This is a genomic window from Pseudomonas fluorescens (assembly GCF_902497895.1).
Taxonomy (GTDB): Bacteria; Pseudomonadota; Gammaproteobacteria; order Pseudomonadales; family Pseudomonadaceae; genus Aquipseudomonas; species Aquipseudomonas fluorescens_BP.
In genome coordinates this window covers 1-13,504 of sequence record NZ_CABVHQ010000056.1, presented here as the reverse complement: position 1 = coordinate 13,504, position 13,504 = coordinate 1, and the positions used below count along the sequence as shown (strand labels likewise).

General features: G+C 63.1%; 13 protein-coding genes. 4 read left to right on the top strand and 9 right to left on the bottom strand.

Annotation, left to right across the window (positions count from 1 at the left end; genetic code table 11):
- Positions 1–227: 227 nt before the first annotated feature.
- The 7 genes from F8N21_RS23040 to F8N21_RS23010 form a co-directional block, all read right to left on the bottom strand.
- Positions 228–596 (bottom strand): Na+/H+ antiporter subunit G, encoded by a 369-nt coding sequence (locus tag F8N21_RS23040; protein ID WP_150644309.1) that lies wholly within the window; start codon positions 594–596, stop codon positions 228–230.
- Positions 593–871 carry a K+/H+ antiporter subunit F gene (locus F8N21_RS23035; protein ID WP_150644308.1) on the bottom strand — a complete coding sequence of 93 codons (279 nt, stop codon included), beginning with the start codon at positions 869–871 and terminating at the stop codon, positions 593–595. The genes F8N21_RS23040 and F8N21_RS23035 overlap by 4 nt, the downstream gene beginning before the upstream one ends.
- Positions 868–1,356, bottom strand: coding sequence for a Na+/H+ antiporter subunit E (locus F8N21_RS23030; RefSeq protein ID WP_150644307.1), 489 nt, complete (start codon positions 1,354–1,356; stop codon positions 868–870). The genes F8N21_RS23035 and F8N21_RS23030 overlap by 4 nt, the downstream gene beginning before the upstream one ends.
- Entirely contained in the window at positions 1,353–3,038 is a 1,686-nt protein-coding gene (locus tag F8N21_RS23025; RefSeq protein WP_150644306.1) for a monovalent cation/H+ antiporter subunit D, read from the bottom strand. Before F8N21_RS23025 ends, F8N21_RS23030 begins: the two co-directional genes overlap by 4 nt.
- Positions 3,035–3,379 carry a Na+/H+ antiporter subunit C gene (locus F8N21_RS23020; protein ID WP_023968969.1) on the bottom strand — a complete coding sequence of 115 codons (345 nt, stop codon included), beginning with the start codon at positions 3,377–3,379 and terminating at the stop codon, positions 3,035–3,037. The genes F8N21_RS23025 and F8N21_RS23020 overlap by 4 nt, the downstream gene beginning before the upstream one ends.
- Positions 3,379–6,297, bottom strand: a complete 2,919-nt coding sequence (locus F8N21_RS23015; protein ID WP_150644305.1) for a monovalent cation/H+ antiporter subunit A — start codon at positions 6,295–6,297, stop codon at positions 3,379–3,381. The genes F8N21_RS23020 and F8N21_RS23015 overlap by 1 nt, the downstream gene beginning before the upstream one ends.
- A gap of 204 nt (positions 6,298–6,501) precedes the next feature.
- The gene (locus F8N21_RS23010; RefSeq protein WP_150644304.1) at positions 6,502–7,530 is read right to left on the bottom strand and encodes a DMT family transporter; all 1,029 of its coding nucleotides are present in this window, start codon (positions 7,528–7,530) and stop codon (positions 6,502–6,504) included.
- Here F8N21_RS23010 and F8N21_RS23005 point away from each other — a divergent pair.
- On the top strand, positions 7,525–8,088 hold the full coding sequence (locus tag F8N21_RS23005; protein WP_150644303.1) for a helix-turn-helix domain-containing protein: 564 nt from the start codon (positions 7,525–7,527) through the stop codon (positions 8,086–8,088). The genes F8N21_RS23010 and F8N21_RS23005 overlap by 6 nt on opposite strands.
- 418 nt (positions 8,089–8,506) lie before the next feature.
- Positions 8,507–9,943 carry an FAD/NAD(P)-binding protein gene (locus tag F8N21_RS23000; protein ID WP_150644302.1) on the top strand — a complete coding sequence of 479 codons (1,437 nt, stop codon included), beginning with the start codon at positions 8,507–8,509 and terminating at the stop codon, positions 9,941–9,943.
- A 197-nt stretch (positions 9,944–10,140) separates the two neighbouring features.
- Here F8N21_RS23000 and F8N21_RS22995 read toward each other — a convergent pair whose 3' ends face one another.
- The gene (locus F8N21_RS22995; RefSeq protein WP_150644301.1) at positions 10,141–10,893 is read right to left on the bottom strand and encodes an anti-sigma factor family protein; all 753 of its coding nucleotides are present in this window, start codon (positions 10,891–10,893) and stop codon (positions 10,141–10,143) included.
- Positions 10,890–11,396, bottom strand: coding sequence for a sigma-70 family RNA polymerase sigma factor (locus F8N21_RS22990; RefSeq protein ID WP_150644300.1), 507 nt, complete (start codon positions 11,394–11,396; stop codon positions 10,890–10,892). Before F8N21_RS22990 ends, F8N21_RS22995 begins: the two co-directional genes overlap by 4 nt.
- Positions 11,397–11,813: 417 nt before the next feature.
- On the opposite strand from F8N21_RS22990, the gene F8N21_RS22980 reads away from it, so the two are divergent.
- Positions 11,814–12,887, top strand: coding sequence for a catalase family peroxidase (locus F8N21_RS22980; protein WP_150644298.1), 1,074 nt, complete (start codon positions 11,814–11,816; stop codon positions 12,885–12,887).
- On the top strand, positions 12,884–13,429 hold the full coding sequence (locus tag F8N21_RS22975) for a cytochrome b (RefSeq protein ID WP_150644297.1): 546 nt from the start codon (positions 12,884–12,886) through the stop codon (positions 13,427–13,429). Before F8N21_RS22980 ends, F8N21_RS22975 begins: the two co-directional genes overlap by 4 nt.
- The last annotated feature ends 75 nt before the right edge of the window (positions 13,430–13,504 follow it).

Below are 13,504 nucleotides of genomic sequence, written 5' to 3'. Positions count from 1 at the left end.
TTGGATAAAGCGCCTGGGGCGTTAATTTTCACCGCTTTGTGTGGTGTTTGGACCGGGATTGCGGGTCGTTGCCTGGTTTTGAGTTGCCGCTGCTATTGCATTCGCGAGCAAGCCCGCTCCCACAGGTTTTGGGTCGATCACAATAATCGGGACCTGCCCTGGCCCCTGTGGGAGCGGGCTTGCTCGCGATGGCGGAATGTCTGACGACACACATCCTTCAGACCGCCTCAGCTCCCACCTTCAGACCGCCGACTACTCACCTCCGCCGGCACATCATGGCCCGACATGCGCTTGCGGAACAACGCCGCCCGCGCCAGCAGCAAGGTGGTCACCGGCATGGTGATCGACAGCAGAATCGGGATCAGCCAGGCATGCAGCACCGGACTGGACTTGAGTCCCGAGAAATAGATGATCGAGGCCAGCGCCACGCACCAGGCGGCCAATGTCGAGGCCAGGGCCGGCGGGTGCATGCGCTGGAAGTAGTCCTTCATCCGCACCAGGCCGAAAGCGCCAATCAACGCAAACACGCTGCTGAGCACCAGCAGGATGGCCACCGGAATCTCGATCCACAGGGACAGTTCGCTGAGTTCGTTCATTCGATCACCTCGCCACGCAGGAGGAATTTCGCCAGGGCAAACGAGCCGACAAACCCCAGCAGGGCGATCAGTAGCGCCGCTTCGAAGTAGGTGTCACTGGAATAGCGGATACCCAGCACCAGCATCATCAGCATGGCGAGAATGTACAGGTAGTCCAGCGCCAGCACCCGGTCCTGGGCCGACGGGCCGTTGAACAGGCGGACCAGGGTCAGGACCATGGCCAGGGAAAAGATGAACAGGCTCAGCAGAATCGCATTCGACAGCAGGGCGCTCATTCGAAGATCTCCATCAACGGGCGCTCATAAGTCGCCTTGAAGTGCTGGATGAATTGCGCCTCGTCATCCAGATCGAATACATGCAGCAGCAACACGCTGCGGTCCAGCGCCAGTTCCGACCAGACTGTGCCGGGAACCACCGTGGTGATCATCGACAGCGCGGCCAGGCCGTTGGCATCGCGCAGGTCCAGCGGCACCTTGACGAACCGCGAGCGCGGTGCCCGCCGTCCGGCGTTCAGCACGCCCCAGGCGACAACCAGGTTGGACACCAGCACGTCGCGGCCGACCAGGAAAAACAACCGCACAATCAGCCCGGGCCGGCGAATGCGGATCGGCAGCGGGCGCAGCGGTTTCATCATAAGTGGTGCGGTAAACCCGAGCACCGCACCGAGCAGCAGGTTGCCGGGGCTCACCGACAGGTTCAGCGCCAGCCACAACAGCCAGAGCGCCAACGACAGCCAGGGTGCCGGGAACAGACGCTTCATGGTTGCTCCTCCAGTAGCGCCGCCTTGGCTTCGGGGCTCGGCACGGCGCGGGTGCCGAGCACCGCCATGACGTAGTGCTGCGGGTTGTTCAGGGTCTCGGCGGCGGCCTGGGTGTAGCGCAGCAGCGGTTCGGCCTTGAAGGTCAGCAGGATGCTCAGGCCCAGCAGCGCGAAGATCGGCACACATTCCAGGCGCCGCAGCAGCGGCGACGGGCGCTCCTCGGAGGTCCAGAAGCGCTGGATGCCCAAGCGCGAGAAGGCGATCAGCGACGCCAGTCCGGACAGGATCAGCAATGCCAGCAAGCCCCAGGCCGCATTCGAGATGGGCTGGTCTGCAGCATTGCCCAGGCCTGCGGGGTTGATCAGGGCGCTGAGCAAACTCAGCTTGCCGATAAACCCCGACAGTGGCGGCATGCCGATGATCAGCAGGGCGCAGGCAATGAAACTCAAGCCGAGAAAGGCCATGGTCCAGGGGATCACCTGGCCGACCACGGTTTTCTGTTCGTCATCCAGGTTGAAGCCTTTGGGTGGCTGCAAGGATCCCTGCGTGCGCGGGAGGATCTCGCCCTCATAGTCCAGCAGCACTTCAATGGCCGAACGCGAACGCTCGATCAGTTCCGACAGCAGGAACAGCGCGCTCAAGGCCAGGGTCGAGCTGACCAGATAGAACAGCGCGCCCGCGGTGAGGCTCGGCTGGGCGAAGCCGACGGCCGACAGCAGGATACCGGCCGAGACCAGAATGCTCAGGCCGGCCATGCGCTCCAGCCGTTGCGCGCAGAGAATCGCCAGCGCCGCGCAGACGATCGTCGCCATGCCGCCGTAGATCAGCCAGTCACCGCCAAAGTAGGCCGAAGCACCGGCTTGCCCGGAAAACAGCAGGGTCCACAAACGCAGCAAGGTATACACGCCGACCTTGGTCATGATCGCGAACATCGCTGCCACGGGCGCGCTGGCCGCGGAGTAGGCCGGCACCAGCCAGAAATTCAACGGCCACATGCCGGCCTTGGCCAGGAAGGCCACGGCGAGGATCGCCGCACCGGCGTGCAGCAAGCCGCGATCGGCTTCCGGCACCAGCGGGATCTTCAGCGCCAGGTCGGCCATGTTCAGGGTGCCGGTGACGCCATAGATCAGCGCCGCGCCAATCAGGAACAGCGACGAGGCCAGCAGGTTGATCGAAATGTAATGCAGCCCCGACGACACCCGCGCCCGCCCCGAACCATGCAGGATCAAGCCGTAGGAGGCCGCCAGCAGCACCTCGAAGAATACGAACAGGTTGAACAGGTCAGCGGTCAGGAAGGCCCCGTAAAGGCCCATCAGCTGGATCTGGAACAGCGCATGGAAACTCGAACCGGCACCGTCCCAGCGGGCCATGGCGAACAGCAGGGCGCAGACGCCGATGATTCCGGTCAGCACCAGCATCAGGGCCGACAGGCGATCGAGCACCAACACGATGCCGAACGGCACTTGCCAGTTGCCGGGCAGGTAGACGCCGATGGAGCCGGGCACAGCTGTTTGCTGGGTCCATTGCAACAGCAGGATCGAGATCCCCAGGCCGAGCAGGCTCGAGAACAGGTTGATCCGGGCCTTGAGCGGTCGACGTTTTTCCCCGAGCATCATCATCAGGGCGGCCGTCAGCAACGGCAGCAGAATCGGCGCGGCGATCAGGTGGGGCATCCAGCTCATTCCTTAGGCTCCCGGCCATCCACATGGTCGGTACCGGTCAGGCCGCGGGATGCCAGCAACACCACCAGGAACAACGCGGTCATGGCGAAGCTGATGACGATGGCGGTCAGCACCAGGGCCTGGGGCAGCGGGTCGGTGTAGTGCAGCAGATCCTGGGGGACGCCATCCTTGATGATCGGCTCCTTGCCGATAAACAGGCTGCCCATGCTGAAAATGAACAGGTTGACCCCGTAGGACAACAGGCACAGCCCCATCACCACCTGGAAGGTCCGTGGCCGTAACAGCAGCCAGACCCCGGAGGCGGCCAGGACCCCAATGGCAATTGCGATGACTTCTTCCATCAGACGGCTGCTCCTTGCTGGACAACGGGTTTGGGCTGGCTGCTCGGTTTATGGCCACGCACCGATTGGTGCGCCAGCGCCGTGAGGATCAACAGCGTCGAACCCACCACCACGGCGTACACGCCGACGTCGAAGAACAGTGCACTGGCGATGTGGATGTCACCGATTATCGGCAGCTCGAAATGCCAGGTATGGGTGGTCAGGAACGGATAACCGACGGCCATCGCCCCCAGCCCGGTGACGGTGGCGAACAGCAGCCCGGTGCCCATCCAGCGCGCTGGCCGCAGGCTCATCTGCGCTTCGACCCACTGGGTGCCGGCGACCATGTATTGCAGGATGAACGCCACCGACATCACCAGCCCGGCGACAAAACCGCCACCCGGCTGGTTATGCCCGCGCATGAACAGGTAGAACGACACCACCATGGCAATCGGCAGCAGCAGCCGCACCAGTACTGCCGGAACCATCATGAAGCCCAGGGCGGTGTCGCTGGCGTGGCGCGGGTTGACCAGATCGGTCACCACGTCGGGCGCCAGCAGCCGCTGCTGTGCCGGCAGTTGCATGCTTTCCTTGGGGGGACGGAAACGCCTTAGCAGGGCGAATACGGTCAAGGCCACGACCGCCAGCACGGTGATTTCGCCGAGGGTATCGAAGCCACGGAAGTCCACCAGCATCACGTTGACCACGTTACTGCCACCGCCTTCGGGCAGGGCGCGGCTGAGGTAGAACGAGGAGATGTCGTTGGGGGTTTGCCGGGTCAGCATGGCGTAGGACAAAAGCGCCATGCCGCCACCGACCAGGGCCGACAACAGCAAGTCGCGCAGGCGACGCACCCGGGCCTTGCGCAGGGTTCCGAGCAATGGCGAGACTTCTTCGATCCGTCGCGGCAACCAGCGCAGCCCCAGCAGGATCAGGACCGTGGTGACCACTTCGACCACCAGTTGCGTCAGCGCCAGGTCTGGCGCGGAGAACCAGACGAAGGTCACGCAGGTCATCAAGCCGCAGACGCTGACCATGGTCAGGGCCGCGAGCCGGTGATACTTGGCTTGCCAGGCGGCGCCGAGGGCGCAGGCAATCGCCAGTAGCCAGAGGGTGACAAAGACGATCGAGCCGGGAATCTTCGGCCGGTCACCCCAGCTCAGGCTGCTGTGGAGCATCGGGATCAGCCCGGCGAGCACGGCCGCGACTACCAGCAGGAACAATTGGCTTTGCAGGCGTTTGGTGCTGATCCGCCGTTCGATGCGCCGGGCCAGGCGCATCATCACCACCAGGCTGCGCTCGAACATCCGCTTGCCATTGAAGTGGCCGACGATCGGCGGGTACTTGAATCGCCCGCGCTTGAGCTGCTTGCGCAACAGCAGGTAGAGCAGGATGCCGCCGGACATGGCGACCAGGCTCATGATCATCGGCGCGTTCCAGCCGTGCCAGATCGCCAGGCTGTACTCGGGCAGCGTGCCGACCACCGGCAAGGCCGCAGCGGCCAGCAGCGGGCCGACCACCTGGGAAGGGAAAATCCCCACCAGCAGGCAGGTGAACACCAGCAATTCGACCGGCGCGCGCATCCAGCGGGGCGGTTCGTGCGGGGTGTGCGGCAGGTCAGTGGCGGTCGGACCGAAGAACACATCGACGGTGAAGCGCAGGGAATAGGCGACGCTGAACGTACCGGCGATAGTCGCGATCACCGGCAGGCTCATTTCAATCCAGGCAGTGGCGGAAATGAACACGGTTTCGGCGAAGAACATCTCTTTCGACAGGAAACCATTGAGCAGCGGCACGCCGGCCATCGAGGCACTGGCAACCATCGCCAGGGTCGCGGTGAACGGAATCAGCCGGATCAGACCGCTGAGCTTGCGGATGTCGCGGGTCCCGCTTTCGTGGTCGATGATGCCGGCGGCCATGAACAGCGAGGCCTTGAAGGTCGCGTGGTTGAGAATATGGAACACCGCCGCCACCGCGGCCAGCGGACTGTTCAGCCCCAGCAACAGGGTGATCAGGCCCAGATGGCTGATGGTCGAGTAGGCGAGCAGGCCTTTGAGGTCGTTCTGGAACATCGCGCAATAGGCACCCAACAACAGGGTGCAGGCACCGGCGCCGCCCACGATGTAGAACCATTCTTCGCTGCCGGAGAGCGACGGCCAGAGCCGTGCCAGCAGGAACACCCCGGCCTTGACCATGGTTGCCGAGTGCAGATAAGCCGAAACCGGGGTCGGTGCGGCCATGGCGTGGGGCAGCCAGAAGTGGAAGGGGAATTGCGCGCTTTTGCTCAAGGCGCCGATCAGGATCAGCGGCAGCAGGATCGGGTACAGGGCATGGGCGCGGATCAGCTCACCGGCGGCGAGCACCTTGTCCAGGTCATAGCTGCCGACCACATGGCCAAGCAGCATGACTCCCGCCAGCAGGCACAAACCACCCGCGCCAGTCACCATCAGCGCCATATAGGCACCGCGGCGGGCGTCGGCGCGGTGGTGCCAGTAGCCAATCAACAGGAACGAGAACAGACTGGTCAGTTCCCAGAAGAAGACGATTTGAATCAGGTTGCCCGAGATCACCAGCCCGAGCATAGCGCCCATAAAGGCCAGGAAAAACGCAAAGAAGCGCGGCACCGGATCTTCCGGCGACATGTAATAACGCGCGTACAGCGACACCAGCGTGCCGATGCCCAGCACCAGCAGCGAGAACAGCCAGGCGAAACCGTCCATGCGCAGGACGAAATTCAAGCCCAGGCTGGGCAGCCAGAAAAATTCTTCGCGAATCACTCCGCCATCGGCGATCTGCGGGTAGAGCAGGGCGACTTGCAGGGTGCCAATCAGGGCAACCACACCGGCGAGCAGGGATTCGGTGTTACGCGCGTTGTGCGGCAGCACGGCCGCCAGACAGCTGCCAATGAAAGGCAAAAGCAGTAGAACTATCAGGGACATAGGCTTCTAATCTGCGGAAGTTTGTAACAGATCATACGTGCCGACCCTCGGATCACCAACTGCCAAGCTGTGGCAGAATCCTACAAGGTAGGCGGAAAAAGGCTGGTTTTCATTGTTTGAAGAGCGATGTGTCGGCATCAGATTTTGGTTGGCCGCGAAAAGATCGCAGCCTTCGGCAGCTCCTACAGGATGTACACATTCCACCTAACTCTCGCTTTCGCGTCCCAATGCGTCGTCAACGTCAGCCACACTCTTGCCCTTGGTCTTCAACTCACTGACGATCACCGCCGCCACGATCAACCCGGCGCCCAGCAAGGCAATCGCCGGCAACCGTTCACCGGCAATCCGCCCGACGATCCCGGCCCACACCGGTTCGCCGGCATAGATCAGGGTCGCACGGGTCGGGGAGACGCTTTTCTGCGCCCAGTTCATCGCCACCTGAATCGCCGCGCTGGCCGCGCCCAGGCCCAAGGCGCTGCTCAGCAGCAGCCAGGAAAATTCAGGAATGGCTTCCTGGGTCGGCACCACCATCAGGAACGCCAGTACCGAGGTCACGGCCAGTTGCACCACCGTGACCCGGCGCACATCGACCTGCCCGGCATAGGTGCTGATCAAGATGATTTCGGCGGCAATCGCGATGGCGCTGATCAGTGTGGCGATTTCTCCCGGGCTGAAATTCAGCGCTGCCCCGGCAGGGCCGGAGAGCAGCATCAGCCCAGTGAACGCCAGCATGATGCCGATACTCGGCATCAACCCCGGTCGTCGCCCGAGCACCAGCCATTGCAGCAAGGGTACAAAAGGCACGTAGAGCGCGGTAATGAACGCCGACTGACTGCTGGGGATAGTCTGCAGACCCACGGTCTGCAGGCCGTAACCGAGCATGATCGCCACCCCGATGAACGCCCCGGCCTTGAACTCGAACAGGCTCAGATGGCGCAAATGCCGGGCCGAGAACAGCGCGACCAGGCCAGCCGCCGCGGCGAAGCGCAGGCCGACGAAGAACATCGGTCCACTGACGGTCATGGCGTGCTGTACCAGCAGAAATGTCCCGCCCCAGACCATGGTAATCAGCACCAGCACGCACTCGGCTTTGCTGAATCGGGAGGACAGGGCAGAGGATGGGGGAGATTTCACCGATGTCATGACCTTGCGCGCCACCTGAGGGAGACGCACAATGCGCCTGAAGGTGGGCAGTATACTGCGCAAATCCGTAAAGTGAGCAATATAGTGCACAAAGATCCTACGCAACGCGCTTCAGTCCTCCAGCACGTCAGCCAGAACGTACGTCGCCTGCGGCATGCCGCGCAGTTGAGCCAGACCGCCCTGGCGGAAAAATCCGGGGTCAGCCGGCGAATGCTGGTGGCCATCGAAGCCGGTGAGAAGAACGTCAGCCTGACCACCCTGGACCGGGTCGCCGAAGCCCTGGACGTGGCCTTCAGCGACCTGATCCAGGCCCCGGATGCCCGCGACCCGAGCCGCATCAACGAGCTGGCCTGGGCCGGGGTGATCCCCGGCAGCAAAGCGGTGCTGCTGGCCAAGGCGACGGCCAGTCGTGAAGTCGAGTTATGGGAGTGGCGGCTGGAACCGGGCGAACAGTACTTGTCGGAACCGGATGCCGAAGGCTGGAGCGAACAGCTCTATGTGTTCGAAGGCTGCCTGACGCTGATGCTCGGCGAACAGGCGCACAGGCTTGAAGCTGGCGAGTTCTTTATGTACGCCAGTCACCAACCCCATTCCTACCGCAACGATGGTCCGCTGGCAACGCGGTTCGTGCGTAACGTGGTGATTTGATCCGGGCAACGGACAGCAGCTGTTCGCGGCACAACAGCAGATAAACAATTTGCTTGTTCTTGTTCACATGGATTCTGGGTTATTTCTATAACTGACTGATTTATTGGTGATTGAATCGGGCACGAGTTCTGCAAAGAACGCTGGGCGGATCAGCGGGTACACCGAAAATTCTGTGGCATGCCAGGTTCCCCTGCAGGAGCGAGCTTGCTCCAGGCGGCGTTCCGACGATAGCGGTCTTACAGTCACATCAATCTCGAATGTGCTGCCCTCATCGCGAGCAAGCTCGCTCCCACAAGTGCCGGGTTTGGCGCCTGTCATCGTTCAGCAAATTTTCGAGATCATCGCGCAGCATTCTGATCGCCGGGTAACATAAATGTGGCGTAGAAATATGCCTCCCACACTGACAAGTGAGCACTGCATGAGCGAAACCAGAAGCGCACAGGCGAACCCCGCCATCCGCAGCGCGGACATCCTGATTGTCGGCGGTGGCCTGAGCGGTGCTCTGCTGGCTGCACAGCTGTTGCGTCTGCCCGGCAAGCGTCAGTTGCTGGTGATCGAACCCCGTACTGAATTGGGTCGCGGCGAGGCCTACAGTGCAGTCGAGTTGGGGCATACCTTGAACGGCAACGCGGCGCGCATGAGCGTCGATCCGGACAACGCTGATGACCTGACCCAATGGTTGAGCGAGTTCATCGCTGCCGGCGGCTGGCCGGAGTCGGATCAGCAGCATGTACCCATCAGCGAGTTGTTCCCGCCCCGAGGGATTTTTGGCCTGTATGTGCAGCAACGTCTGGCCGAAGCCCAGGCGGTCGGCGCGCGGCAGGGTTCGAGCGTCGAGCACGTTCGTGGCGAAGCGGTCGATCTGCAAATGGACCCAAGCGGGGCGCTGTTGACCCTGGATGACGGCAGACAATTACGCGGGGCTTATGCGGTTCTGGCCACCGGTCTGTTCCCGGCCGCGCGTACGCCACAAACCGAGTCCAGCGGCTTGAACACGGCCGCGCTGGACCCCTGGGATGTTGCGGCCATGGCCCGCCTCGATCCGCAGGCCAGGGTGCTGATCATCGGTTCCGGGCTGACCATGGTCGACGCCGTGGTGTCGCTGGAGCAGGCCGGGCATCGCGGACCGATCGAGGTGTTTTCCCGGCACGGGCTGCTGCCCCATGTTCGCCGCCAGCCACCGGCCTGGGTGGATTTTATCGCCGAAGACCCGAACATTCGCAGCCCCAGACAGTTGATGCGCGAACTGCGCCGCCAGTGCCAGGCGGCAATGGCGGCCGGTATCGACTGGCAAGCGCCACTGGACACCGTGCGCGTGCATATCGGCCGCTTGTGGAGCCAGGCGACGGATATCCAGCGCCGGCAGTTCGTGCGCCATGTGCGGCCCTGGTGGGAGAGTCATCATCACCGTTCACCGCCATTGAGTGCCGAGCTGGTGGCACGTTTGCATAACGAAGGGCGTTTGCGGATTCAAGCGGCGTCGTTCAAGGGCCTCGAACCCTCGACTGACGGCCAGGTGAGCATTCGCCTGCGCCGCCGCGGTGAGACGCACACCTGCGTGGTCAGCGGTGCGGCGTTGATCAACTCCAGCGGGATCGAATACGACTGGCGCCGTGTCGCCCGACCCTTGCCGCAGCAGCTGCTGGCGCGCGGGCTGATTCAGCCGGGGCCGCTGGCATTGGGGATTGCCGCCGATGCTGACGGCGCGCTGATCGATGCCCGCGGGCAGGTCGCCGAGCGCTTGTTCGCCATGGGCCCGCCGTTGCGCGGGATGTGGTGGGAAAGCACCGCGGTGACCGACGTGGCCAGTCAGGCCAAGGCGTTGGCGCAGCGGTTGGTTGAGCGGCAGCGTTGATGAGCGATGCCTGGGTCAGACCCGTCATGCGCAGGACTTGTGGCGAGGGGGCTTGCCTCGTTCGGCTGCGCAGCAGTCGTAAAGTCGGTAACCGCGGTGTGCCTGATACAGCGCGTTTGCAGGTTTTAGGGCCGCTGCGCGCCCCAGCGGGGGCAAGCCCCCTCGCCACAAGTGTTTTGCAAGCCGGAAAATCGCGACTAGAACCGGATCGTCTGCTGCAGCATCCTGGCGGCCGATGAATCCGCCGGGCTGACCATCGCGTAGTTGTACCCGGCCCCCGACCAGTACTCGGCCTGCAACTCGCCGTCACTTCGGCTGCCACGGGGCAGCAGCTTGTTTTTCGGTCCTGGCGGGCGGATGTAGAAGCTGACCTTGCGCCCGTCCTGGTCCTCATAGAGCACCATCGCCGCCGGGCCCTGGTCAGTGCTCAACAAGCGGGCGCTGACCGCCTTGAATCCGGCGCTCTGCAGGTCGGGCAGGCGGTTGGCATGGTTGAAGTACCGGTCGAGCCAGGCTTGCATATCGCCGTTGTTCTGCACTTTCAGGTCGGCCGGCATAAGGCCTTGCTGGGCGAACATCCGGTACGCCTGCATGGCGTCGGTCATCGGTGGCGGCCCACCCACCAGGGTCATTTCCCGTGCCTGCCAGCCGCTCAAGCCGCCGACACCGATCGCCATCAATAGCCCGGCGGCGCTGGCCAGGTGGCGTCGTGTCTGACGTTTGAGGCGCTGGCGGATGACCAGCGGATCGTGGTCCGGATTGGCCGGGTGCTGCAGGGGACCGCTCAGGGCGGCGCGCAATTGCTGGGCATCCTGCTGCCAGGCTTGGATTTGCGCGGCGACCTCGGGCTGAGCGGCCAGATAGGTTTCGACCAGACGCCGGTCGGTATCGCTGAGTTGATGGTCGACGTAAGCGTGCAGGTCGCGTTCGCTTGGGGGCATGCTGATCATTTGAGTATCCGCAAAGAAGGGCTGGCGATCTCGCCGTCGCTGAGCTGGCGCAACGCCTGGCGGGCGCGGGACAGGCGAGACATCACGGTGCCGATGGGGACGTCGAGAATCTCGGCGACCTCTTTGTAACTCAAGCCTTCCACCGAGACCCAGAGCAGCAGGGCGCGCTGCTCGGCGGTCAGCCGGTCGAATGCCTGGAGAGTCGATAACGCGATCACTGTGCGCTCCACCGAGGGCTGTGCATCGTCGCGCCCGGTGAAGAACTCCAGCATCCGCGCATAACGTCGCGAGCGCCGATGGGCGTCGAGAAACTGTCGATAAAGAATCGAGAACAGCCAGGCCCGCAGATCGCCGTCGGGGCGTTTGTCACCCCAACCCGACAGCGCCCGTTCAAGGCACGACTGCACCAGATCGTCAGCGCTGGCGGAGTTACGGGTCAAGGATATGGCGAAGCGCCTGAGCCTTGGGATAAGTGGGCGTAACTGTTCGTCGAGGTCGTTCATGAAATTCTGGCTAGTCTTGGGACAAGGGTCTGTTGACGTTTGGTGGCGAGCCGCGTTGCTGTGCCAACTTGTGCGAGGCAAGGCGCGGGATGCCGCTAATGGTTGTTCCCTTGGCAAATCCCGCAACGCAGCCTCGCGCAAGTTGGCGCGCAACCCGGAGGGACGGGGCCCACTTGGCGCAGGGCTGCGTTGCTCGGAACTTATTTGGAACAACCAAACCACGTGGATCCGGCCTTGGCCTGCGCCAAGTGGGCCGCCGTCGCGGTCGTCACCAAACGTCAACAGACCCTTGGGAGACGCCCGGGACTCAAGATTATTCCTGCCTCTGGAAAATAAACACCGGGCGATGGAATAAAGCTTCCCTGGCTTCGTCTGATTGATCCTTGTCATTTGCGGCCCAGGGCCCTGGAGATTTTCATGGTTGATCGCTCACCACCGCCACTGAGTACCGCGAGTCTGATGCTGCGCCTGGCAGGTATTGCCGTTGTGGTCGCGGCGATTGCCGGGGCGTTTGCCTATGTCAACGGCACCTTCGACCCGCAGCGCCTGACGCCCAAGGCGTTGGTCGATGTACTGGAGAAAAACAACGGGGCACATCCGGGGTTCCGCCGCAATCACGCCAAAGGCGTGTGCGTGGCCGGTTATTTCGAGAGCAGTGGTCAGGCCCGTGAGTTTTCCCGCGCCCAGGTGTTCAACGAGGCGCGTACGCCGGTGGTGGGGCGGTTCGCCTTGGCCAGCGGCAATCCTTATGCACCGGACAGCAGTGTGCCGATCCGCAGCCTGGCGCTGCGCTTCAAACAGGCCAACGGTCAGCAATGGCGCACCGGGATGAACAGCATGCCGGTGTTCCCTGTGGGTACACCCGAAGCCTTCTATCAACTGCTCCAGGCCAGCTCTCCGGACCCGGAAACCGGCAAGCCGAATCCCGCCAACCCTGCGGCGTTTTTTGCCGCGCACCCGGAAACCGCGCCGTTCCTGCAGTGGGTCAAGACCGCCAAACCGTCGGCCAGCTATGCCACCGAAACCTATAACGGTATCAATGCCTTTTATCTGGTGAACGCGGCGGGTAAGCGTCAGGCCGTGCGCTGGAGCGTGGCGCCGCTTGTTCAAGATGCAGCGCGAGCCAGTGCGCCTGAAGGCGCCGATTTCCTGGAAAAAGACCTGATGCAGCGACTGGCCGCCGGACCCTTGCGTTGGCAGTTGAACATCACCCTGGCCAACCCCGCAGATCCCACCCATGACGCCAGCAAAGCCTGGCCGAACGATCGAAAAGTGTTGAATGCCGGCACCCTGGTGCTTGAGAACACCCAGGCCCAAAGCAACGGCGAATGCCGCGACATCAACTACGATCCGCTGATTCTGCCGAGCGGCATCGAAGGTTCCGACGACCCGCTGCTGGCTGCCCGCTCTGCGGCGTACGCCAAGTCATACCTGCGCCGCACCAGTGAAGTCAGCCAGTTGCCTGCCGCTACCCAGGAGTCGCACCCATGAGCGCCCAACCCAATCATTTCGCGCCCCTGGCGCGGCTGCTGCACTGGCTGATGGCACTGATGGTGATTGCCATGCTGTTTATCGGCGCGGGCATGGCGGCCTCGGTGTCCGAGCGCCATGAATGGCTGATCCATCTCCACAAACCCTTGGGCGTGGCGATTCTGCTGCTGGTGATCGTGCGCCTGGTGGTGCGCTTCTCGACCCGCCAGCCGCCGCTGCCGGCTGACCTGCCCGGTTGGCAAGCGCTGGCGGCCAAGGCCTCGCACCTGTTGCTGTACGCCCTGATGCTGATTCTGCCGCTGCTGGGCTGGGCCATGATCTCGGCGGCCGGTGACCCGGTGATGCTCGGCAGTTCGTTGCAACTGCCGTCGATAGTGCCGGCCAATGCGCAAGTGTTCGCCTTCCTGCGCAAGGCTCACGGTTACCTCGCGTACCTGCTGTTCCTGACCGTGCTGCTGCACTTGGCAGCGGCGCTGTTCCATGGCTGGGTGCGTCGTGATGGGGTATTGCAGAGCATGTTGTTTGGTAAGGATCAGGGCTGAAAATGCGGGGGGATACACAACCTTGTGGTGAGGGAGCTTGCCGTTATGCCGGTGGGAACTGGGCGGCCCCAAAAG

Coding starts and splice junctions, on each gene's coding strand:
- F8N21_RS22995 (WP_150644301.1), bottom strand. CDS start 10,893: ATGATCAGCATGCCCCCAAGCGAACGCGACCTGCACGCTTACGTCGAC.
- F8N21_RS23030 (WP_150644307.1), bottom strand. CDS start 1,356: ATGAAGCGTCTGTTCCCGGCACCCTGGCTGTCGTTGGCGCTCTGGCTG.
- F8N21_RS23015 (WP_150644305.1), bottom strand. CDS start 6,297: ATGTCCCTGATAGTTCTACTGCTTTTGCCTTTCATTGGCAGCTGTCTG.
- F8N21_RS22980 (WP_150644298.1), top strand. CDS start 11,814: ATGGTTGATCGCTCACCACCGCCACTGAGTACCGCGAGTCTGATGCTG.
- F8N21_RS23020 (WP_023968969.1), bottom strand. CDS start 3,379: ATGGAAGAAGTCATCGCAATTGCCATTGGGGTCCTGGCCGCCTCCGGG.
- F8N21_RS22975 (WP_150644297.1), top strand. CDS start 12,884: ATGAGCGCCCAACCCAATCATTTCGCGCCCCTGGCGCGGCTGCTGCAC.
- F8N21_RS23000 (WP_150644302.1), top strand. CDS start 8,507: ATGAGCGAAACCAGAAGCGCACAGGCGAACCCCGCCATCCGCAGCGCG.
- F8N21_RS22990 (WP_150644300.1), bottom strand. CDS start 11,396: ATGAACGACCTCGACGAACAGTTACGCCCACTTATCCCAAGGCTCAGG.
- F8N21_RS23035 (WP_150644308.1), bottom strand. CDS start 871: ATGAGCGCCCTGCTGTCGAATGCGATTCTGCTGAGCCTGTTCATCTTT.
- F8N21_RS23025 (WP_150644306.1), bottom strand. CDS start 3,038: ATGAGCTGGATGCCCCACCTGATCGCCGCGCCGATTCTGCTGCCGTTG.
- F8N21_RS23040 (WP_150644309.1), bottom strand. CDS start 596: ATGAACGAACTCAGCGAACTGTCCCTGTGGATCGAGATTCCGGTGGCC.